Origin of the sequence: Amycolatopsis sp. NPDC004169 (assembly GCF_040610315.1) — a bacterium.
In the GTDB taxonomy this organism is placed as follows: Bacteria; Actinomycetota; Actinomycetes; order Mycobacteriales; family Pseudonocardiaceae; genus Amycolatopsis.
Window position 1 is genome coordinate 82,739 of record NZ_JBEXMD010000026.1, and the last position, 21,153, is coordinate 103,891.

Annotated in this window: 19 protein-coding genes; 11 read left to right on the forward strand and 8 right to left on the reverse strand. The window is 71.9% G+C overall.

Annotated features, from left to right (window positions below):
• Positions 1-8 precede the first annotated feature (8 nt).
• Positions 9-1,574, reverse strand: a complete 1,566-nt coding sequence (locus ABZX11_RS30265) for an MFS transporter (protein WP_217709627.1) — start codon at positions 1,572-1,574, stop codon at positions 9-11.
• A 502-nt stretch (positions 1,575-2,076) separates the two neighbouring features.
• Here ABZX11_RS30265 and ABZX11_RS30270 point away from each other — a divergent pair.
• The 3 genes from ABZX11_RS30270 to ABZX11_RS30280 are packed head-to-tail and all read left to right on the forward strand — an operon-like array spanning position 2,077 to position 6,276.
• The gene (locus ABZX11_RS30270) at positions 2,077-2,829 is read left to right on the forward strand and encodes a response regulator transcription factor (protein WP_354919239.1); all 753 of its coding nucleotides are present in this window, start codon (positions 2,077-2,079) and stop codon (positions 2,827-2,829) included.
• Between the two features lie 49 nt (positions 2,830-2,878).
• Complete coding sequence (locus ABZX11_RS30275) at positions 2,879-6,052, forward strand: chemotaxis protein CheB (RefSeq protein ID WP_354919242.1); 3,174 nt, start codon at positions 2,879-2,881, stop codon at positions 6,050-6,052.
• 8 nt (positions 6,053-6,060) lie between these two features.
• Entirely contained in the window at positions 6,061-6,276 is a 216-nt protein-coding gene (locus ABZX11_RS30280; protein ID WP_354919245.1) for a hypothetical protein, read from the forward strand.
• Here the strand turns inward: ABZX11_RS30280 and ABZX11_RS30285 are convergent.
• Positions 6,273-6,713, reverse strand: a complete 441-nt coding sequence (locus ABZX11_RS30285) for a MarR family transcriptional regulator (RefSeq protein ID WP_354919248.1) — start codon at positions 6,711-6,713, stop codon at positions 6,273-6,275. The two genes, ABZX11_RS30280 and ABZX11_RS30285, sit on opposite strands and share 4 nt — an antisense overlap.
• A 62-nt stretch (positions 6,714-6,775) precedes the next feature.
• Here ABZX11_RS30285 and ABZX11_RS30290 point away from each other — a divergent pair, with 62 nt between their 5' ends.
• From ABZX11_RS30290 to ABZX11_RS30305, 4 genes are all read left to right on the forward strand, one after another.
• On the forward strand, positions 6,776-7,144 hold the full coding sequence (locus ABZX11_RS30290; protein WP_176172665.1) for a VOC family protein: 369 nt from the start codon (positions 6,776-6,778) through the stop codon (positions 7,142-7,144).
• A 157-nt stretch (positions 7,145-7,301) separates the two neighbouring features.
• On the forward strand, positions 7,302-8,195 hold the full coding sequence (locus ABZX11_RS30295) for a TIGR03619 family F420-dependent LLM class oxidoreductase (RefSeq protein ID WP_354919251.1): 894 nt from the start codon (positions 7,302-7,304) through the stop codon (positions 8,193-8,195).
• Positions 8,196-8,484: 289 nt separating this feature from the next.
• A complete protein-coding gene (locus ABZX11_RS30300) occupies positions 8,485-9,141 on the forward strand; it encodes a lytic polysaccharide monooxygenase (protein WP_176172667.1) in 657 nt (218 codons plus the stop codon).
• 167 nt (positions 9,142-9,308) lie between these two features.
• On the forward strand, positions 9,309-10,763 hold the full coding sequence (locus ABZX11_RS30305) for a ricin-type beta-trefoil lectin domain protein (protein WP_354919255.1): 1,455 nt from the start codon (positions 9,309-9,311) through the stop codon (positions 10,761-10,763).
• A 309-nt stretch (positions 10,764-11,072) separates the two neighbouring features.
• Here ABZX11_RS30305 and ABZX11_RS30310 read toward each other — a convergent pair whose 3' ends face one another.
• On the reverse strand, positions 11,073-11,624 hold the full coding sequence (locus tag ABZX11_RS30310) for a TetR/AcrR family transcriptional regulator (RefSeq protein ID WP_176172668.1): 552 nt from the start codon (positions 11,622-11,624) through the stop codon (positions 11,073-11,075).
• A 131-nt stretch (positions 11,625-11,755) separates the two neighbouring features.
• On the opposite strand from ABZX11_RS30310, the gene ABZX11_RS30315 reads away from it, so the two are divergent.
• Positions 11,756-13,207, forward strand: coding sequence for an aldehyde dehydrogenase (locus tag ABZX11_RS30315; protein WP_354919258.1), 1,452 nt, complete (start codon positions 11,756-11,758; stop codon positions 13,205-13,207).
• A 6-nt stretch (positions 13,208-13,213) separates the two neighbouring features.
• On the opposite strand, the gene ABZX11_RS30320 is transcribed toward ABZX11_RS30315, so the two are convergent.
• Both ABZX11_RS30320 and ABZX11_RS30325 read right to left on the reverse strand, forming a co-directional pair.
• A complete protein-coding gene (locus ABZX11_RS30320; RefSeq protein ID WP_354919261.1) occupies positions 13,214-13,705 on the reverse strand; it encodes a carboxymuconolactone decarboxylase family protein in 492 nt (163 codons plus the stop codon).
• Between the two features lie 71 nt (positions 13,706-13,776).
• Positions 13,777-13,959, reverse strand: coding sequence for a hypothetical protein (locus tag ABZX11_RS30325; RefSeq protein ID WP_354919264.1), 183 nt, complete (start codon positions 13,957-13,959; stop codon positions 13,777-13,779).
• A gap of 52 nt (positions 13,960-14,011) precedes the next feature.
• Here ABZX11_RS30325 and ABZX11_RS30330 point away from each other — a divergent pair, with 52 nt between their 5' ends.
• Both ABZX11_RS30330 and ABZX11_RS30335 read left to right on the forward strand, forming a co-directional pair.
• Positions 14,012-14,569: a hypothetical protein gene (locus ABZX11_RS30330; protein ID WP_354919267.1), complete on the forward strand. Its 558-nt coding sequence runs from the start codon at positions 14,012-14,014 to the stop codon at positions 14,567-14,569.
• Between the two features lie 22 nt (positions 14,570-14,591).
• On the forward strand, positions 14,592-15,197 hold the full coding sequence (locus ABZX11_RS30335; protein ID WP_354919270.1) for a GNAT family N-acetyltransferase: 606 nt from the start codon (positions 14,592-14,594) through the stop codon (positions 15,195-15,197).
• Positions 15,198-15,510: 313 nt separating this feature from the next.
• Here ABZX11_RS30335 and ABZX11_RS30340 read toward each other — a convergent pair whose 3' ends face one another.
• The 3 genes from ABZX11_RS30340 to ABZX11_RS30350 form a co-directional block, all read right to left on the reverse strand.
• Positions 15,511-18,255: an alkaline phosphatase family protein gene (locus ABZX11_RS30340; protein ID WP_354919273.1), complete on the reverse strand. Its 2,745-nt coding sequence runs from the start codon at positions 18,253-18,255 to the stop codon at positions 15,511-15,513.
• Between the two features lie 5 nt (positions 18,256-18,260).
• Entirely contained in the window at positions 18,261-19,592 is a 1,332-nt protein-coding gene (locus ABZX11_RS30345; protein ID WP_354919276.1) for an ABC transporter permease, read from the reverse strand.
• Between the two features lie 103 nt (positions 19,593-19,695).
• Complete coding sequence (locus ABZX11_RS30350; protein ID WP_354919354.1) at positions 19,696-20,592, reverse strand: ABC transporter ATP-binding protein; 897 nt, start codon at positions 20,590-20,592, stop codon at positions 19,696-19,698.
• Positions 20,593-20,902: 310 nt separating this feature from the next.
• On the opposite strand from ABZX11_RS30350, the gene ABZX11_RS30355 reads away from it, so the two are divergent.
• Positions 20,903-21,115 (forward strand): DUF5988 family protein, encoded by a 213-nt coding sequence (locus tag ABZX11_RS30355; protein ID WP_176172675.1) that lies wholly within the window; start codon positions 20,903-20,905, stop codon positions 21,113-21,115.
• Positions 21,116-21,153 lie beyond the last annotated feature (38 nt).

The following is a 21,153-nucleotide window of genomic DNA, read 5'->3' on the forward strand; positions in this document are numbered from 1 at the left end:
CCCCGTCTTCACGGCCGGGGCGCCGGGGCGGCCACGGCCTCGGCGCCGCGGGTCTCTTCGTGCTCCGCGACCGGACCACGCTTCTTCCCGGCGGGCAGGGTGACCAGCAGGACGACCGCGCCGAGGAGCGCGATGGCCGCGATCCAGCCCGCGCCGGTGTGCATGGCGTGGACGAACGCGTCGTCGGCGGCCCCGGCCAGACCGGGCGCGGCGTGGCGCGCCTGCTCGGCGGACACCCGCGCCTGCTCCTGCACCGGGCCGGGCACGCCGACCAGCGCGGGTTCGATCGCCCGCCGGTACCCGATCGACAGGATCGTGCCGCCCACGGCGATTCCGATCACGCTGCCGGCCTGCCGCACGGTGTTGGTGACGGCCGAGCCGGCGCCGGCCTGCGCCAGCGGCAGGTGGCCGATCAGCGCGGCGGTGACCGGGCCGATCACCATGCCGATCGCGAGCCCCTGGACGAACAGCAGCACCTCGATCCAGGCGAGGGGGGTCTGCAGGTCAAGGAACGCGTACGCCCCGATGGTCAGCGCGGCCACGGTCAACGCCGGTACGGCGACCGGGCGCACCGACCGGCGGCGGACCAGCCGCGCGGCGAGCGGCGCGCCCACGAGGGCACCGGCCGCGGTGGGGATGTTGGCCAGCCCCGCCGCCATCGGCGAGAAGCCGAGCGCGCCCTGCAGGTAGAAAGCGTTGTAGAAGGTGATGGCGGCGACCCCGAACAGCAGCAGCCCGAGCGCCAGGTTGCCGCCGCCGAAGGTGCGGTGCGCGAGCAGCCGCGGGTCGAAGCCGGGCGCCTTGACCCGCAGTTCGACGAGGACGAAGGCGGCCAGCAGCACCAGGCCGGCCAGGATCGGTGCCCAGACGTCGGTCCGGCTCCACGTCGCCACCTGCCCGGCCCGGATCAGCCCGTAGACCAGCGCCACCAGCCCGGCGATCGACAGCAGCATCCCGGCGGGGTCCAGCGGCCGCCGGGTGGGGCTGCGGAAGTTCGGCACCAGCACGGCGATCCCGGCGAGCGCCACGGCCGAGACCGGGACGTTGACCAGGAAGACCGAGCCCCAGTGGAAGTGGGCGAGCAGGAAGCCCGCCAGCACCGGGCCCGCCGCCATGCCGACCCCGGCCGACGTCGAGAAGATGCCGATGGCGGCGGCCCGCGCGGGGCCGGTGAAGGTCCACATGAGAATGGCCAGCATCGCCGGCGTGATCAGCGCGCTGCCCACGCCCATCGCGGCCCGGGCCGCGATCAGCTGGCCCGCGTCGCTCGCGTACGCCGCCCACAACGAGGACGCGGCGAACACGACCACGCCGCCGAAGAACACCGTCCGGTGCCCGAACCGGTCGCCCAGTGCGCCCGCGGTGAACATCAGGGTGGCGAAGGCCAGCGTGTACGAACCGGTCGCCCACTGCAGCTCGCCGGGATCGGCGCCGATTCCCCGGACCGGGTCCGCCAGCGTCTCCAGCGTGGTGCTGAGGACGGTGTTGTCCAGCCAGATCAGCACCGAGCACAACATCAGGACGGCAAGAATCAGCCGCTGCCTTGATTTCGGCAGCGTCGGCGGCGCGTTCATGGACACCTTCGGATGGCGGTCGGCGGGAACCGGACCGACGATAAGCAAGTCCGCCCGCGATTGTCAACTTTGTGACATCGGCCGGACTTGTTGCTTTCGAACTGATTCTGTGCCCTCCTGCGGATTTGCACAGGAACCGAATTTGTGCCTCCGCAGGACCGCCGGTGAGAGATCCTATCAATGTTGGTGGCTTGCAATCGGACCGATTCCATGCCTTCCCGCGCGCCGTGACCTGCGATCCCGAGCCCGGCGCCGCGGGGCCGCCCGCCGTCGCACCCGCTGGAACAGCGCATTTGACCCGCGCTTTACCCGGCACCAATGGACACTTAATCACCATGCCCGCCAGCACGGGGTGGACAGTTCCCGGCACCTCGTGCCATGCTCGATCGCACGGGTAGACCCCGTTATTCAGCATACACGGTATTTACGTGAGAATAGGCCTGCGCAAAGAGGCGTCCACACGCCGACTGGGCCACATGGGGGCTGGAAAATGACAGAACAAATGACAGTGACATCCGGGGCGTCACCGGGATTCGACGGCGCGATCATCCCCGACATGCGCGACCGGCGGAGTTCCCCGTGGCTGGGGCGTTCCCCGCTGCCACCGGGCACCAAGGACACCAATCTGCAGATCATGCTGGTCGTCGAAGACGGCATTCGCCGGTACAGCGTCGAAGGGATGTTCCGCTCCCTCGACATCCGGCTGACCGCGCGGTTCAGCACGGACGTCGAGGACATCTCCACGTTCGGCAACGGCCAGTTGATCATTTCCTCCGGCAGCGCGCGCACGCCCATGCCCACCGGCATCGCCGAAAAGCTGCGGCGCCACCACATCGACGTCCTCATCCTGGTGGACCCGGCCGACGTCATCGACCAGTCATGGGCCGACCACGCGAACGGCTTCCTGGACTGGGCGGACCTGCGTCCCGAGACCCTGGGCGACGCGATCGCCGACGTCGCGGCCGGCCGGTTCCACGTCTCGGCCACGCTGGCCCGGCGCTCGGTGGCGGCCCCCGACCAGGCCGGCGCCGACGCCACCTCGAAGCGCGCGTCGATGATCGCCCTGACGGGGCGGGAACACCAGGTGCTCCGCCTGATCGCCGAGGGGCAGAGCAACCGGCAGGTCGCCCGCTCGCTGAGCATCTCCGAACACGGCGTCAAGCGCACGGTCGGCATCATCCTGGCCAAGCTCAACTGCCCGAACCGGACGCTCGCGGTCGTCCGGGCCATGGAGTCGGGGCTCCTCGTCATGTGAGGAGCCCGGTCCGCTCGCCCCCGGCGCCGTGGGCGAGCAGACTGGGTCCGTGCTCTCCCTCCCGCGCGAATCCCCCGGCCCACCCGAGCGGGCGGTCGTCGCGCTGGTCGCGTCCGCGGGCGGGCTCGGGGCCATCACGTCGGTGCTGAGCACGCTGCCGCCCGGCTTCGGGTTCGCCGTGGTCGTCGCCCAGCACCTGGGCGGGCACGGCGCGAAGCTGGTCGACGTCCTGCGGCACCGGCTGCCGCTGACCGTCGAGTGGGCCGCCGACGGCACCCCGCTGCGGGATGGCGTGGTGGCCGTCTGCCCGCCGCGGACCGTGCTGGAACTGCTGCCGGACGGGACGCTTTCGCTGGCTCCGGCCACCGGGCCCGGTTCCGGGGGCGTGCTCGACGCGCTGCTGGCCTCCCTCGCCGGGTCCGCCGGCGAGCGCACGGTGGCCGTGGTGCTGTCGGGCATGGGCCAGGACGGCCTGGCCGGCGCGCAGGCGGTCAGGCGGGCCGGCGGCACCGTCATCGCCCAGAGCGAGCAGTCCGCCGAACACGCGTCGATGCCACTGGCCGTCACCGAAGCCGGCGTGGCCAACCTGGTGCTGGACCTGTCCGACATCGGGCCGGTGCTGTGGGACGTCGTGCGGGGCGGCCCGCTGCCCCACGCCTCCGGGGACCGCCCCGGCCCCGACGTCGTGTTCGCCGGCGACGGCGAAGTCGCCAGGCTCTCGCGGGAGATCGACTGGAGCCAGACACCGCTGGGCCCGGTCCGGCAGTGGCCCGCCCAGCTGGTCACCCTGGTGCGGACGGTGCTCGACAGCCCGGTGGGCATGTGCCTGCTGTGGGGCCCGGACCTGCTGCAGTTCTACAACGACGCCTACCGGCTCCTGATGGGGGCCAAGCACCCCGCCGGCCTCGGCAGGCCCCACCGCGAGTGCTGGCCCGAGGCGTGGCACCTCAACGAGCCCCGCTACCGGCGGGCGCTGGCCGGGGAAGCCGTCTCGGTGGAGGACGCGCTTTATCCGATCACCCGGCACGGCGACACCGAGAACGCCTGGTTCGACCTCACCTTCAGCCCCCTGCGGGGCGACGGCCCGGCACCGGCGGGCGTGCTGGTCACGGCCATCGAGACGACGCGCGAAGTGCTCGGCCGCCGCCGGCTCGACCTGCTGAGCACCCTGGCGGGGTACACGCGGAAGTCGGCGTCCGGGCGAGCGGCGCTCGAGTCGTTCGTCGGGGCGCTCGGCGCCGACGCCCCGGACATCCCCTTCGCCGCCGCCTACCTCACCGACCCGACGCGGCAGCGGGCGGAGCTCGTGGCGGCGGTGGGCACCCCGGCAGGCGGGCCGCTGGCCCCGCACACCGCGTTGCTGTCCTGGCGGTCGCCGAGGTGGCCGCTGGCCGAACTGGTGGCGACCGGCGAGCCCGTCCTCGTCCCGGATCTGGCGCGGGTCTTCCGCGGGGTGACCGTGGGCGCGGACGGCGAAGAGCCCGGCTGCGCGATGCTCTTCCCGCTCGGCGAGACGCCCGCCCGCGCGCCGACCGGGGTGCTGATCCTCGGCGTGAGCCCCCGGCTGCCGCTGGACGAGGCCTACCGGCACTTCCTCGTCCTGGTCGCCGCGCAGGCCACCGCCGCGCTCACCGACGCCGTGCACCGCCGTCGCCAGGGCGACCGGATCGACCAGCTCGTCGAGCTCGACCGGACCAAGACGCAGTTCCTCTCCACGGTCAGCCACGAGCTGCGGACCCCGCTCACCCTGCTGCTCGCCCCGCTCGACGACCTCGCCGCCCCGACCGCCGGCGTGCCCGCCGAGCTGCGGGAACACGTCGACGTCGCGACCCGCAACGCCCGCCGGCTGCTGGGCATGGTCGAAACCCTGCTCGACTTCTCGCAGCTCGAGGCGGGCCGCGTGCGGGCCAGGTCCGAACCCACCGACCTGGCCCGGCTCACCGAGGACATCGCCAGCACGTTCCGCGGCGCGACCGACCGGGCGGGGGTGGCACTGCACGTCGACTGCCCCGCACTGAGCGCGCCCGTCCCGATCGACCCGGAGATGTGGGAGAAGATCGTCGCGAACCTGCTGTCGAACGCCGTGAAGTTCACCTTCGCCGGCACGATCACCGTCACCCTGCGCGAGCTGCCCCAGCACGTCCAGCTCACGGTGCGCGACACCGGTGTCGGCATCCCGGAAGACGAGCTGGCCAAGGTGTTCACCCGCTTCCACCGCGCGCCCGCCACCCGCTCGCGCACCCACGACGGCGCCGGCATCGGCCTGGCGCTGGTCCAGGAGCTCGCCCGGCTGCTGCACGGCCGGGTCAAGGTGCGCAGCACGGTGGGCGAGGGCACCGAATTCACCGTGTGGATCCTGCGCAAGCAGCCACGGACCACCGCCGTCGCCGAACCCGGCCACGTCCACCGCGCCACCGCCACCACCCTCGCCGAGGCCGCCGAGCACTGGGACACCGACGACGTCCCCGGCCCCGCGCACCCGGACCGCGAACGGCTGCTGGTGGTCGACGACAACCGCGACATGCGGGACTACCTCACCCGGCTGCTGTCGCCGAACTGGCAGGTGCACGCCGTCGGCGACGCGGCGCGGACGCTGGAGTCCGCGCGCCGGGACCCGCCCGACCTGATCGTCGCCGACGTCATGATGCCGGGGATGGACGGGCTGGAACTGGCCCACCGCCTGCGAGCCGACCCCGCGCTGCGGGAGGTGCCGCTGATCATGCTCAGCGCCCGCGCCGGCGAGGACGCCACCGTCGAGGGCCTCACCGCGGGTGCCGACGACTACCTGGTCAAGCCGTTCGCGCCGAGCGAGCTCGTCGCCCGCGTCGCCGCCCAGCTCGAGCGCCGTCGCCTCCGGGCCGTCGCCGACCGGCGCTTCCGCGCCCTCGTCGCCGCGGCGTTCGACGCGGTGTACCGGATGAACCCGGACTGGAGCGAGCTGCGCGAACTCGACGGCCGCGGGTTCATCGCCGACACCACCGCCCCGAGCCACTCGTGGCTGGACAGCTACGTCGCCCCGCACGACCAGCCCGGCGTGCTCGCCGCGATCGACGAGGCGATCCGCACCACGAGCGTGTTCGACTCGGTCCACCGCGTCAAGCGCGTCGACGGCAGCCTCGGCTGGACGCATTCCCGAGCCGTCCCGCTCTTCGACGACGACGGCGAAGTCGTCGAATGGGTCGGCACCGCCACCGAAGTCCCCGGTCCCGACGCTCAACGCTGAGGAGCACCATGCGCGACGAACTCGAGCAACGCGTCGCCGCCATCACCCGGGCCGCGGCCAAAGCCGACGACCTGGAGGAGCAGGCGAACCGGCTGGCGGCGACCGCGCAACGCGCGTACGCCGAAGCGCAAGCCTCCCGGCACCCCGCCGAACTGCTCGAGGTCCAGACCCGGGCGCGGCTGCGTCCCACCGAGCCGGAGCAGGGCGCGGCGGAAACCGGCTAGTCGTCGCGCAGGGAGCGGATCATGCTCCGCAGCAGCCGGAAGGCGGTGGCCTGCTCGGTTTCGCTCAGGCCGGCCAGCATCCGGAGCTCGACGGACCGGACGGCCACGGTGGCCTTCTCCAGGCTCCGGCGGCCGCGGGGCGTGAGCCGCGCCGGCAGCACCTTCCCGACGGGCGCCTCCGCCGGCCGGGTCACGTAGCCGTCCCGTTCCAGGGCCTGGAGGAGCACGTTCATCGTCTGGCGGGTGACGAACGCGCCGCGGGCGAGCTCGGAGTTCGACAGGCCCGGCCGTTGCGCCAGCAGCTCGAGGCAGGAGTAGTGCGTCACGCTCATCCCGAGCGGCCGCAGCACCTCCTCCATGGCCACGCGCAGGGCGCTCGACGCCTCCTTCAGCAGGTAGCCCAGTGACGTCGGCAGGTCGACCCCGGCTTGACTCATGTCAGCATTCTGACATAGAGTCGATCGTGTCAGAAAGCTGACACGAAAAGAAGGAGCAGCGCATGCCCGCCACCGGCCCCGACTTCATTTCCCTGCAGGCGCGCGATCTCGCCGCCTCGCAGGCGTTCTACGAGCGCTACCTCGGCCTGGTCCGGTCGCCGGCCGGACCGCCGCACGCGGTCGTCTTCGAGACGAAGCCGATCACCTTCGCCCTCCGCGACATCGTTCCCGGAACGGACCTGGACGCGGCCCCCCGCCCGGGCCTCGGCGCGGCGATCTGGCTGCACGCGACCGACGTGCAGGCCATCCACGACGCACTCGCCGCCGACGGCCACCCGATCGTTTCGGCCCCGATCGACGGTCCGTTCGGCCGGACGTTCACGTTCGCCGACCCCGACGGCTACCACGTGACGCTCCACGACCGCAGCTGACCGGCGGCCCGCGCACCGCACCGGCGGCCGCCGGATCCTGCGCCCCCCTAGCGCCGCCGAGCGGTCCGCCCAGCGGACTGCTTGAACGCGCAACTGAATGCGAGTAGTAGTGGCATGAGGACCGAACGCGGTCCGTTCACTCTTCAGGGGAGAAGCAATGCCACTTGGTTTCAGCCTTCCGGTGTTCGGCAAGGCGGCGGCCACGCCGGGCGGGATCGCGCGGTACGCGCGCGAGGCGGAGCGGGCCGGTGCGGCCGGCCTCTGGGTCGGTGACCGGCTGCTGTCGCCGGTCGACCCGGTGGTGTCGTACCCGGGCTACGACGGCATGCCGGAGGAGTTCAACACGGCGCAGGACCCGTTCGCCGCGCTGGCCATCGCGGCGGCCGTGACCGAGACGGCGGTGCTGGGGTCCAGCACGATCAACGCGACCCAGTACCAGCCCGCGAACTTCGCCCGGCTGCTGACCAGCATCGACGTGGCGAGCAACGGCCGGCTGCTGCCCGGGCTGGGCATCGGCTGGTCCCCCGACGAGTACGCGGCCGTCGGCGTGCCGATGTCCGAGCGCGGCAAGCGGCTCGACGACCTGCTCGACCTGCTCGAAACCTGGTGGACGAAGGACACGGTGACCCACGACGGCGTCGGCTACCGGATCGCGGAGTCGAACGTCGCCCTCAAGCCGGTGCGCAAGCCGCCGGTCTACCTCGCCGGCTTCGGCGAGAAGTCCCTGCGCCGGGTCGCCGAGCGCGCCGACGGGTGGCTCCCGGTCTGGTCGGTGCCCGAGCAGTTCCCGGCGGAGGTGATCACCTCGACGCTGGCCAAGCTCCGCGAGGACACCGAGCGGGCCGGCCGCGACCCGCAGGCGCTCGGCGTGGCCCTGCGCGTGAACGCCGACCCCGGCACGGCAGCGGAGGCGATCGCCGAGTCGGTCACCAAGATCGTCGAGCTGGTGGCGCCGGACCACACGTTCGTCGACATCACCTACCTGACGAGCAGCGTCGAGGAACACCTCGACCTCACCGGCCGGTTGCTCGACCTGACCGCCAAGGGCTGATCCCCCGGCGGGAGCCCCGGCGATCCCGGAGCTCCCGCCGGCTCACTGTCCGAAATGGACTACGAACGGCGGAAATGCGCGTGCCACGCTTTCCGCCGCGGGCGGCCCCGAAAGTTTCGGGGCCGATCCCGGTATTTTCGAAAAGACGCGACAATGGCGGGGAATAACCCCAACACCGACTCGGCGTTTGGTTGACGTTTGTCCGGATCGCGCCTAAGCTGCTGCCATCCTGGGAGCGCTCCCATATGAACCACCACCGCTCGCTCTTTTCGAGAACGGAGGCTCATCCATGCGTAGGCGCACCTTTTCCGGGACCGGACGCCGCGGCCTCGTCGCCCTGGTCGTCGCCGGGCTGGCCTGCTTGTTCGCCGGGGTCCCGGCCGCCTCGGCGCACGGCACCATCGTCGACCCGGCCACCCGGGCCTACCAGTGCTGGAAGGACTGGGGCAGCCAGCACACGAACCCCGCCATGCAGCAGCAGGACCCCACGTGCTGGGCCGCTTTCCAGGCCAACGCCGACACCATGTGGAACTGGATGAGCGCCCTGCGGGACGGGCTGCACGGCAACTTCCAGGGCGCCACGCCCGACGGGCAGCTGTGCAGCAACGCCCTGTCGCGCAACAACTCCCTGAACACCCCCGGCCCGTGGCGGACCACCAGCGTCGGCAGCAGCTTCACGATGCACCTGTACGACCAGGCCAGCCACGGTGCCGACTTCATCCGGGTCTACGTCAGCAAGAACGGCTACGACCCCACCACGCAGCGCCTCGGCTGGGGCAACCTCGACCAGGTCACGCAGACCGGCCGGTTCGCGCCGGCGAAGGACATCACCTTCACCGTCCAGACCTCCGGCGGCTACCGCGGGCACCACGTCGTCTTCACGATCTGGCAGGCTTCGCACCAGGACCAGACGTACATGTGGTGCAGTGACGTGAACTTCGGCTGACGCATTCCGCACCGGGCCGCGGCGAAGTGTTCGCCGCGGCCCGGTGCGTGTTCTTTCCTGACCGATCGTGAGCGTTTCGCTTCGAAAGTATGGCCGCTTTCCGGGGCCGGGTGTTACCAGTGTCTCGGACAACCACGGCTGCGCGAGGATCCGGGAGGAACGAACCGATGAAACGCACCCCATCCGTGTTACGCAGGACGCTGTCCGCGGTATTCCGGTTTTCGGCGCTGGCCGCGCTCGCCGGCGGGTTGCTGACCGCCGTCCCGGCGCAGGCCCAAGCGGCCACAACCGGGTTCAAGGGCGTCAACTGGGCCGACACGCGGGACAACTTCGTCAACGGCACGCTGTACGTGTCCGGGCTCGGCGCTTCGGACACCTACGCGTCGGCGGCCACCGTGGCGGACCAGGTGGTCGGGCAGCTGTACTCGATCACCGGGGCCGACACGGTCCGGATGCCGATCAACGAGCCGACGGTGTCGGGTTACTGGGGCACCTACACCGGCGCGATCGACACCGCGCTCGCCAAGGGCAAGGTGATCCTGGCGTACTGGGCGTACACCGGCGGGAAGCCTGCGGACACCGGCCGGTTCCAGCAGATGTGGGACACCGTCGTCGCCAAGTACGGCAGCAACCCGAACGCCTACTTCGAGGTCGTCAACGAGCCGTACGGTTACGGCACCGCCGACCTGAACAACTTCTACAGCTCCTGGCTGGCCCGGTACCCCGGCGTGCCGCGCGGCCGGGTGATCCTCGACGGCGCCGGACTGGCCCAGAACGTGCCCGCGGTCGGCGGCGACCGGCGGCTCGACGGGACGCTCCTGGCGGCCCACGACTACTCGTTCTTCGCCGGCTACGAAAGCGAAACCGAGTGGGCGGACCACATCGGCGGCTACATCGGCGCGTACGCGGACCGGACCGTCGTCACCGAGTGGGGCGGCCCGATGTCGCCGGGCAGCAAGAACGGCGTGCACTACGACACCCTCGACTACAGCGTCCCGAGCGGGTCGTTCTTCGCCGACTACATCCGCGGCGTCAGCGCGAAACTGAGGAGCCTCGGCGTCGGCAGCGTGTACTGGCCGGGCCTGCGCGACGGCGACTGGTACAGCATGACGACGAAGACCGGCACCGGCGCGGGCATCCGCCTGACGCTGTCGAACCCCAGCGGGCTGACCCGCCTCCGGTACGCCTGGGGCCTCGGCGACGGCGGCGGCACGTACGTCCGGATCGTCAACGCGGCCACCGGCCTCTACATCGACGGCCTGGGCCGGACGTCCACCGGCGCCGGGACGGGCCAGGCCACCGGCGACCCCGCGCGCGCCGACCAGCAGTGGATCATCGAGAACGCGGGGAACCGGGTGCGCATCAAGAACCGCGCGACCGGGCTGTACCTCGACGGCGCGGGCCGCACCACGAACGGCGCGGCGGTCGGCCAGTACCCGGCCAGCAGCAGCGGCAACCAGCAGTGGTCGGTGGTGACGGACGCGAACAACGTCCGCATCCGCAACAGCACCACGGGCGAGTACCTCGACGGCATGGGCCGCACGGGCAGCGGAGCGGAACTCGGCCAGTACGCCGACAGCGGCAGCGCCAACCAGCGCTGGCGCATCATCGCCGCCCCCTGACCCACGACCGGACGGGTCGGCCAACGCACCCGGGCAGTCAGCTCGCGCACCCGGCCGGTCGACCCGCACACCCGGACAGTCGGCCTGCGCACCTAGAGGGTCGACCCGCGTACCTGGCCGGTCGGCTTGCGTACCTGGACAGTCGGCTTGCGTACCTAGGCGGTCGGCTTATGCACCCGGGAGGTTGGCCCGTGCGGAGGGCGAGCCGACCCTCCAGGTACGCCGGCCGACCCTCCAGGCACGTGGACCGACCCTCCAGGTACGCAGGCCGACCCTCCAGGTACGCGAGCCGACCCTCCGGGGGCGGGACTAGGAAGCGTCGGTTTTGCCGAAGGCGCGCAGGAATGTGTCGACGATGACGTCCGCCGCCTGGGCGTCGCTCAGCTCGGGCAGTTCCCGGGTCGACAGGTGCACCAGTGACCCCAGGACGTTGCCCGGCCAGCGGTCCGGCAGGCCCGGCCGCAGGAACCCCTCGTCGGCCGCCCGCTGCAGGAACCGGTCCACCTCCTCGATCGCCCGCAGGCGGCGAGCCCAGATCTCCGGGTCCGAGCGCATCCGGCTCACCTCGGTCGGCCACGTGCGGTTCACCCCGACGATCCCCTCGACGTACCGGTGCAGGGCCACCGGCACCGGCGCCTCCCGCAGCCGGGCCGCCTCGATCGCCGCTTCGATCGCGTCGAGGCGGGCCTGGTAGACCGCCGCCAAGAGCTCCTCGCGGCCGGTGAACCGGCGGTACACCGTCCGGCGGTCCACCCCGGCCTCCGCGGCGATCGCCGCGATGCTCGTGGCCGGGTCCTCGGCGAGCATCCGGGCGCCCGTGGTGAGCAGCAGTTCCAGGTTGCGTGCGGCGTCGGCTCTCACTCCCGCACCATACCGTCACACCACTGAGGCACTCGGGAGAACTAACGCCCCTGTGCAGTGACTCACAAGCGAGCCCCTTAAGCGCCTCAAGTGCTACATTGATGTGACAGATAGCGTGTCAGGAGGCAGCAGTGATCACCTACGAAGAACTCTTCATCGGCGGCACGTGGACCGCCCCGAGCAGCGCCGAGCTGCTGGACATTCGATCCCCGCACGACAACGCGGTCATCGGCCGCGCCGCGCAGGCGCTGCCCGCCGACGTCGACCGCGCCGTCGCGGCCGCCCGGCGGGCCTTCGACGAGGGCCCGTGGCCGCGCACCTCGCCCGCGGACCGGATCGCCGTCGTCCGCAAGCTCGCCGCTCTGCGCGAGAAGCGCGCCGACGAGATCGCCGCGCTCATCTCCGCCGAGAACGGCTCCGCGCTCTGGTTCACCAAGGCGGGCCAGTCCAGCCTGACCCGCCAGGCCGACGCCTACCTCAAGGCGGCCGAGGAGTTCGGCTGGGAGGAAACCCTCGAGCCGTCGGATCCCGCGGCGCCCTTCCGGTCGGTCGTGCGCCGGGAAGCGATCGGCGTGGTCGCCGCGATCATCCCGTGGAACTCGCCGTTCTCCTCGGCGTCGGCGAAGATCATCCCGGCGCTGCTCGCCGGCAACACCGTCGTCCTGAAGGTGTCGCCGGAGAACTCGCTGAGCATGAACCTCCTCGCGGAACTGCTCGCGGAGGCCGGCCTGCCCGACGGCGTCATCAGCGTCCTGCCCGCCGACCGCGAGACCAGCGAGTACCTGGTCAAGCACAGGGAAGTCGACAAGGTCGCCTTCACCGGCTCGACCCGCGCCGGGCGCCGCATCGCGTCGCTGGCCGGTGAACAGCTCAAGCGGGTCAGCCTCGAGCTCGGCGGCAAGTCGGCGATGCTCGTCCTGCCCGACGCCGACCTCGGCGCGGCGATCCAGGGCGTCAAGTTCGGTTCCCTGCTCAACAACGGCGAATCCTGCATCGCGCAGACGCGCGTCCTCGCACCGCGCGCCCGCTACGACGAGGTGGTCGCCGGGCTGAAGGACCTGGTGGAGTCCCTCGGCGTCGGCGACCCGGCCGACGACCGGACGTTCATCGGCCCGATGATCCGCCGCGACCAGCAGCAGCGCGTCCTGGACTACATCCGCCTCGGCATCGAGGAGGGCGCGCGGCTCGTCACCGGCGGCCCGGAAGTCCCGCCGGGCCTGGAAAGCGGCAACTACGTCACGCCGACGCTGTTCGCCGACGTCGACAACACCATGCGCATCGCGCGGGAGGAGATCTTCGGCCCCGTCCTGGTCGTCATCGCCTACGACGACGAGGACGACGCCGTCCGCCTCGCCAACGACTCGGAGTACGGCCTCTCCGGCGGCGTGTGGTCCGCGGACCCGGCCCACGCGCTCGCCGTCGCCCGCCGCGTCCGCACCGGCACGGTCACCGTCAACGGCGCCCCGATCGGGTTCGACGGCCCGTTCGGCGGCTTCAAGGCCAGCGGCCTCGGCCGCGAGTACGGCGCCGTCGGGCTCGGCACCTACACCGAGTACAAGACGATCACCGTGCCCGCCCGCTGACCACGCTCAGCCGCGGTCGGCCATCGCGGCGAACATCCCGGGCTCGTAGGACCCGCCCTTCTGGTGCACGATCACGGCGAGCCGGTTGGCGGCGTTGATCAACGCGACCAGCGACACCAGCGCGGCGACCTGCTCGTCGTCGTGGTGTTCGCGCACGCGCGCCCAGGTCTGGTCGGACACGCCTTCGGCGGCGTCGGCGAGCCGGGTGCCCTCCTCGGCCAGCGCGAGCGCGGCCCGCTCGGCCTCGGTGAAGACGGTCGACTCCCGCCAGGTGGCGACGAGCGCGAGCCGGACGGCCGTCTCCCCGGCCGCGGCGGCCTCCTTGACGTGCATGTCGACGCACCAGCCGCACCCGTTGATCTGGCTGGCCCGCAGGCTGACGAGCTCCCGGGTGGCCGACGGCAGCGGCGAGCGGTCGATGACCTGCCCGAGGCTCGCGAACCGCTTGGCGAGCCGGGAGCCGGTTTCGGTGCCGAACAGGTCGAGGCGGGTGTCCATGGTTTCGTACCTCACTCGTGTCGTCGGGGTGGAACGCCCTCAAGACACCGGTGCGGCGGAGTTCGTGACAGTCAGGGGCGCGGATCGGCCACCTGGAGTTCGACGCGGGGCCGCAGGTGGTCGTCGGCGGAGGTCCGTGCGAGGTGCACGGCTTCGGCGACCAGCGGGTGCAGTTCGGCCGGGCCGAGCGTGAGCCCGGGCAGGAGTGCCCGGTCCGTCGGCCCGGACGATCCCGTCGCTACCGGACGTATCACCGCCCGGTCCCGCGCGCTCGGAAGGGTGCTACGGATCGAGGAAGGAACCGATATGTCCACTACGTTTTCCGGGCTCCGGCGCCGTTGGGGCGGCGTGACCCTGGCCGCCGTCCTGTCCGCCGCGCTGCTGGCCGCCACGGCCGGGGTGGCGCACGCGTCGCTGTCGCAGGTGCAGGACGGCTTCGAGGTCAACCCGCAGGGATCGTGGCTGGTGGCGACCGGCGGGGCGGCGTCGGCCGGGTTCGACGTCGGGGCGGGCACGGCGCGGTCCGGCCGGAACAACGGCTGGCTGTTCGCCACCAACGGCTGGGCGTTCGAGGGTTTCTGGGTGCCGACGAACTCGGTGCCGGGCTACGCCCAGTGCGCTTCGCAGTTCTACATGCAGACGGCGGGCGGGGCGCAGGTCGGCATCGAGATCTGGGACGCCAACGCGCACCTGCTGTACAGCACGTACCCGTGGCTCAACGGCAGCGGCGCGTACCAGGCGGTCAACACCGCCCGCTGGAACCTCAACGGCGTCAACCCGGTGTTCGTCAAGGCGATCATCGGGGCGAACGGCTCGTCGAAGTTCGTCCGGCTCGACGACATGACCACGCAATGCTATTGGTGACCGGGATGTACCATCACTGCCGATGAGCTGGGCGGGGTGGAAGGTGCGGTTGCGGGAGGTCCGCCCGGCGGATCACCGCACCCTGATCGGCTTCGACCGCGCGTCCGACCGCCAGCTCGGCGGCTACCGCCACTGGGCGACCCACCGGGACACCACGGGCGACGACTTCCACTTCGCGATCGAGACCCTGCACAACCGCACGCTGGTCGGGTCGATCTGGATCCAGGCCGACCCGGCCAGTGGCCACTTCAGCTACGGCATCGGCATCGGAGCCCAGTACCGCCGCTGCGGCTACGCGGCGGACGCGGTGACGGTGTTGCTGGCGTACATGTTCGAGCTGCGGCGGTACCGCAAGTGCGAGGTCAGCATCAACGGGAGCAATTTCGCTTCACTGGCGTTGCACGGGGAGCTGGGTTTCCGCGAGGAGGGCCGCCCGAGGGACACGGAGCTCAGCCGCGGAGAAGTCCGCTACCCGGTCCTGATGGGTTTGACGGCGGCGGGGTTCGCCGAGCACCAGCCGGCATTCATCGCGGCACGGGGCCCGGCGCGGCCGTTGCGGGGACGGCATTGGCGCACGCCGCGGCGGGGACGGCACTGGCGCGCGGATCACCTGCGGCCGGCCCGCTGAGCGGTTCCGGCCGGTTGGGGCTGCGCCGAATGCGGTAGCTCGCCATCGGAACACCGCCGGCCGCTGCGGCCGGCGAGGCCGGGCGGGCTGACCGAGATGAAGCAGGGCAAGCCGAGGCGGAGTCGGCCCGGGCGGAGCCGGGCTGGCCTGGGCTGGGCTGACCCGCCCGGGCCAGGGCTTGGCCGGGCTTGCTGGCGGCGGCCCCGAGCGGGCCGGGCCTGGGCTGGGGCCGGCTGAGCTGAGCTGAGCTGAACTGAGCACGATGATCGACCGGCAAACGGGAGGCCCCGCACAGGAGCCTCCCGGTCACCGATCAGCCGTCCGACTCCGCCGACGGCAGGAACGCGCCCGGCACCTGCTCCGGAGCGAACACCTCGCTCTCCCCCGGATAAGGCACCTGCCACCCGTGCGTCTGGTACCACGTGAAGTGGTTCATCTGCGCCGGGTTGGCGTAGTCGGCTACCGCGTCCGGGCCGGTCAGCCGCTGGTGCGTCGTCCACTCCTGCCACTGCGCCGCCACCTCGCGCTTGCCCGCCGGCACCGCGGACGACGGCACCGGCGCGGCCGCCGGGTCGGGCGGGGCCGGGGTGTCCGCTCCGCAGGCGGGCTGGGTGGCCAGGCCCGCCGTCAGGGATGTCCGGTTCGGGACCGCCGTGAACGGCGTGTAGTCCGGCTTCGACGTGAACGCCGCGCTCATCGGCGTCGCCGCGCTGTCCTTCTGGTTCATCGGCTTGACCCCGAGGATCTGCTCGATCGTCCGGATCATCGTGATCTGCGAGTAGTAGTGGCTGTCGACCACGCCGTGCCGGGCGTACGGGCTGATGATCTGCACCGGCGCCCGGTGCCCGTCGACGTGGTCCAGCCCGGCCTGCGAGTCGTCCTCGACGACGAAGATCGCCGAATCCTGCCAGTACGGGCTGTGCGAGATCTCGTCGACGATCCGGCCGACCGCGAGGTCGTTGTCCGCGACCTGGGCGGCCGCGTTCGGCGGGCCGCCGGTGTGGTCGCTGGAGAGCCAGAACATGTTCAGGTTCGCCGGCCCGTGCTTCTCGAAGTCGTCCTTCCAGATCTGGTAGCGGTAGACGTCCGGCACCGACGTGTCGAACTTCGGGAAGCCCGGCACCGAAACGTCGTTCAGCGAAGGGATCGGCGACGACGAAACCAGCGGGTACGCGCTCGGCTCCCCGGTCGCGGCCATGTTCTTGGCGTCGCAGTAGAAGTTCTGCCAGCTCGCGCCGGCCGGCTTGGTGAGGAACTGCTGGAACTCCCCGAAGTCCCGCACCGACTTCCCGGCCGCCTGCGCGCCGGTCCAGAGGAACCCCGTGCTCTGGTGGCCGAGCGCGTCGTCCTCGGTGTCGTAGCTGCGCAGGTACTCCCCCGCCGACGACTCGGTGTACTCGGGGTTGTCGGCCTGCATCAGCCAGTTGTGGCCCTCGGCGGAGTTCGTGCCGATGTCGTAGGTGTTGTCGTACAGCCCGAACTGGCGTGCCAGCGCGTGCTGGTTCGGCGTGACGTTCTCGCCGAACTGCGTCACGCTCGGGTCGCCGTTGCCGCGCGGGTCGTCGCCGAACACCTGGTCGTAGGTGCGGTTCTCCTTGACCAGCAGGAAAACGTGCTTGATCGTCGACGGGTCGCCGAGCCGCGCCGGGACCGGCACCGGACGGCGGTGGCCGTCGTCGTGGGCCACCTGGACCGAACCGGGCGTCCAGCCGTTCTGCCGGAAGACGCGGTCGGTGTACCCGCGGATCGCCGGGTCGGCGGGCAGCCGGAACTTCTGCAGGCTCGACGTCGTGTCGTGGGTGCCGTGCCCGGCCGCGGTGGTCGGGCGGCGGGCGTCGACACCGCGGGTGTTCGAGACCAGGACGTCCTGGCCGGCGGCGGCGATCGCCGTCGGGAAGTAGTCCGTCGGCAGCAGGCCGACGTAGCTCACCGGCTCCTGCGCCCGGTGGTAGCGGTAGACGGCGACGGCGTTGGCGCGCCCGAGCGTCACCAGCAGGTGGCCGTCACCGGTGAGGGCGACACCGTCGGGCTCGTAGCCGACCGCCGCCTCCGGCCACGGCTGGGTCGCGATGGTCTGGACCACCTGGTCGCGGCCGGTGTCGATGACCGAAACCGTGTCGCTCGCGGTGTTGGTGACGAACAACGCGCCGTCCTTGGCGTACACCGCGGTCGGGTGCAGGCCGACGTCGATGCTCTTCGGCGCGGCGGCCGGGTGCGCCAGGTCGACGACGCTGACCGTGCCGCTGGTGGTCGCACCGGTGAACCGGCTGGCGGGCACCTGGGTGTTGTAGGAGTTCAGCGTCGGCTCGCCGGGCCGCGCCTGCCGCCCGCCTTCGTTGCTGACGTAGAGCTTGCTGCCCACGCGGACCAGGTCGCGCGGGGCGTTGCCGACGGCCCAGCTCTGCTCGATCGCCCCGGTCACCGCGTCGAGCGCGACCACCCGGTTCTGGCCGTTGACCGCGGAGTACACAGTGGACCCGTCGGGCGAGAACACCGCCTGGGCGACCAGCGCGTGCTTCGGGCCGTCCGCGGGGATCTTGACCACCACCGGGGCCGCGACCGTGCCGTCGGGGTTGACCGTGAACCGGGTGTAGCCGTCGGTCTGGGCCAGCCACAGCGTTTTGCCGTCCGGGGAGTACGACGGGCCTTCCTGGCCGACGTCGTTGCCGGGGATGCGCAGGTTCGCCGTCGCGGAGTTGCCGACGAGCTGCTGCACCTTCCAGCTCTTGAGGTCGACGACGGTGAGCGCGATCCCGCCGTCGGTGGTCAGCGCGGCGAGGTGGCTGCCGTCGGGGCTGACCGACGACGCCATGATCTTGCCGCCCGGCACGACCAGCCGGTCCCCGATCGGCTGGATGTACTGGTCGGCGGCGACCACCTGGCCCTGGCCGGTGACCTGGCCGACCTGGTCTTCGCCGAACTGCCGCGTCGACGCGACACCGACGTCGGTGCCGGTCGCGACCAGCACGAGCGTGACCGAGCCCGCCGTCGCGAACCGGAACCGGTGGTGGCGGCGGCGGTCCTTCCCGGGCCGCCGCCTGCGGCGTGTCACCTGCATGGATCTCATCCCTTCGGGTTGGCCGAGGCGAGCAGGTCGACGTCGGCGTCGAACTGCCAGAGCGGGTTGGGCTGGTCGCCGGCGGGGGTCCGCACCTGGAAGTAGCCGTTGACCTCCTTCGGCCCGTCGCCGTCGGCGACGTACCGGCCGTCGGCGGTGACGTCCAGCTGGTAGATCGCCGAGCCGGTGGCGGTGAGGCCGGGCAGGTGCCAGGTCACTACGCAGCGCCAGTCGTTGCCCGGCCCTTCGGGGGCGACCAGGCCGTCGCCCTTGGTGCACGCGGCCGTGGCCGCCAGCTGCGCTTCGGTGACGTCCGGGCGGTGCAGCTGGGCGGCCTGCAGGCGGTAGAGGTGCGCGAACGCGGTGGCCACCGACTGCTGCACCTTGTCCTGGGTGATCCCGGAGCCCAGCGCGGGCGTCGCCACGGCGACGATCCCGGCGGTGGCGCCGAAGAGCACGACCAGCGGGAGCGCGGCGAGCGCCCGGCGGCCCGTGCCGTCGTGCGCGGCGTTGGTGAAGTCGCGGCGCACGAATTGCCGGTACGCGAGCGCGGTCGCGGCGACGGCCCAGGCGAGGCTGACGCCGACGGCGACCAGCAGCGGCCCGAGCTGCGCGGGGTCGGTGAACAGGCCGTTCCACGCGATGAAGGCGTAGCTGGGCAGGGCCAGGCGCACGGCGACGGGCAGCGGGAGCAGCTGGGCGAGCGCCATGGCGAGCGCGACGACGGCGGGCAGCAGCAGGCCCATCGGCGACCGTCCCCAGAGGACGGACCCGAGCAGCCCGATGGCGGCCAGCGCCAGCGTGGGGGCGAGCACGCTCACCCAGGCGAGGAGGACCGTGGCGGCCGCGTCCCCGGGGGTGAGCAGGTGCCCGTCGAAGCCGACGAGCACCCGGTTCCCGGCGGTGAGCAGGCCGCCGGCGGTGGCGGAGACGGCCATCCCGGCCACGAGCACGAGCAGGACGGTGAGGCTGGCCAGCGCTTTCGCGGCGAAGAGCCGTCCCGTGGACCGGACGGCGACGAGCAGGTGCCGCCAGGTTCCGAGCCGGTCTTCGGCGGCGAAGACATCCCCGGCGACGACGGAAGTGAGCAGCGGGAGGGCGTAGGTGCCGGCGAAGCCGAGCATCACGAGCGGGCCGGCCCACCCGGTGGCGTTCATCCACCGGCCGAAGAGGGTGTCGACGGGCAGCGAGCTCTGTTCACCGACGGCGGCGACGAAGACGGCGGGCGCGAGCCAGCAGGCGAGAACGAGCAGCCGGATGCGCCAGGCGGCGAAGAGCTTGACGAGCTCGAAGCGGTAGATGCGCGCGAGAGGGACGGGCCGGGTGGGTGCGGTCATCGGAGAGCCTCCTGCCGAGCGAGTGCGAAGAACGCCGCCTCCAGCGGCGACCCGAGCGCTGAGCAGCAGGAACGCGAGAACGCAACAGCCGGAGCGAGTGCGGTCATCGAAGGGCCTCCTGCCCGGTCAGCGCGAGGAACGCCGCCTCCAGCGGGGACACGACCGGCGCGAGCTCGCGGACCGCGATCCCCTCCCGGCCCAGCCGCAGCACCAGTTCGTCGAGCGCAGGCACCAGCGCGCGCACGACCACCCCTTCGCCCTCCCCCGGTGCGTCCACGAGCCGGATCCCCCGCATCTCCCCGAGCACCCGCCGCGCGGCCGCCGGGTCCGCGGTCCGCAGGCGGTAGGCCAGCTCGCCGTTCTCCGCCGAAAGCTTGGCCAGTGGTCCGGTGAACACCACGCGGCCGGTCGCCAGGATCGTCACCTCCGCGCACAGCGCCTCGAGGTCGTCCATCCGGTGGCTGGACAGCACCACCGCCGTGCCGCCGCCGGCCAGGCGCTCCAGCACGCCGTGGACATGCCTCTTGCCCGCCGGGTCGAGGCCGTTGGCCGGCTCGTCGAGGACCAGGAGCCGGGGCGAGGTCAGCAGGGCCGCCGCGAGGCCGAGGCGCTGGCGCATGCCAAGGGAGAAGCCGCGGACCCGGTCGTCGGCGACGTCGGCCAGCCCCACCTCCTCGAGGACCGTCCCGACCGGGTGGCCGCCGAGCTTCGCCAGTGCCGCCAGGTTCTGGCGCGCGGTGAGCGACGGGTACAGCCCCGGCCCGTCGACGAACCCGGCGACGCCCTCGGGGGCGGCGAGCGCCCGGCCGACGGGCGTCCCCAGGATCTCCAGCCGTCCTTCGTCGGCGACGGCCAGGCCCAGCAGCAGGCCGAGCAGCGTCGTCTTGCCCGCGCCGTTCGGGCCGGCCAGGCCGTGGATCCGGCCCGGTGCCACGTCGAAATCGATGCCGTCGAGGGCGACGACGTCGCCGAAGCACTTGGTGATCCCGCGGGCTCTCACTGCCAGAGGTGCGTCCACGCGAAGAAACTTAGGTACCGCAAATGACGGGGGCGGGGGACGGAAGTGAACGCTGCGGGAACGGCGGCCGACCGGCCGTCGCCGGACCGGTGAAATGTCCGAGTTAACCGGCACCTTGCCTTGGCGGCGGCCACCACCCCTGCCCGGCTTTGCCGTCAACCCCTATTTTCCGGCAATTCCAGAGCGACCCCGAATAGGAGGCGCGAATCTTGACACGCCATTCCGAGCTCAGGCATCGTCGAGAGACGAAGGACACATTTCCCGCGCCGACCGAATCACGGGAGAAGGAATCATGCCCCAGATCAAGGTGACGCTTTCCGGTGGTCCCGCCGAACTGACCGAACGCCACCGCGAGTGGACGGTCGCCAGCATCGGCGAAGTCGCGAAGGTGAGCTTCGGCGCCGGCTACGAGCACTTCTCCCACGACGGCGAGTTCACCACGTCCAGCAGCGGCGACCGCGTCCCGGTGTTCGCCTGGTGCGGCCGCACCCGCGTCGCCGAGTGATCCACCCGGGCGCCGGACCCGTTTCCTTTCCGGCGGAA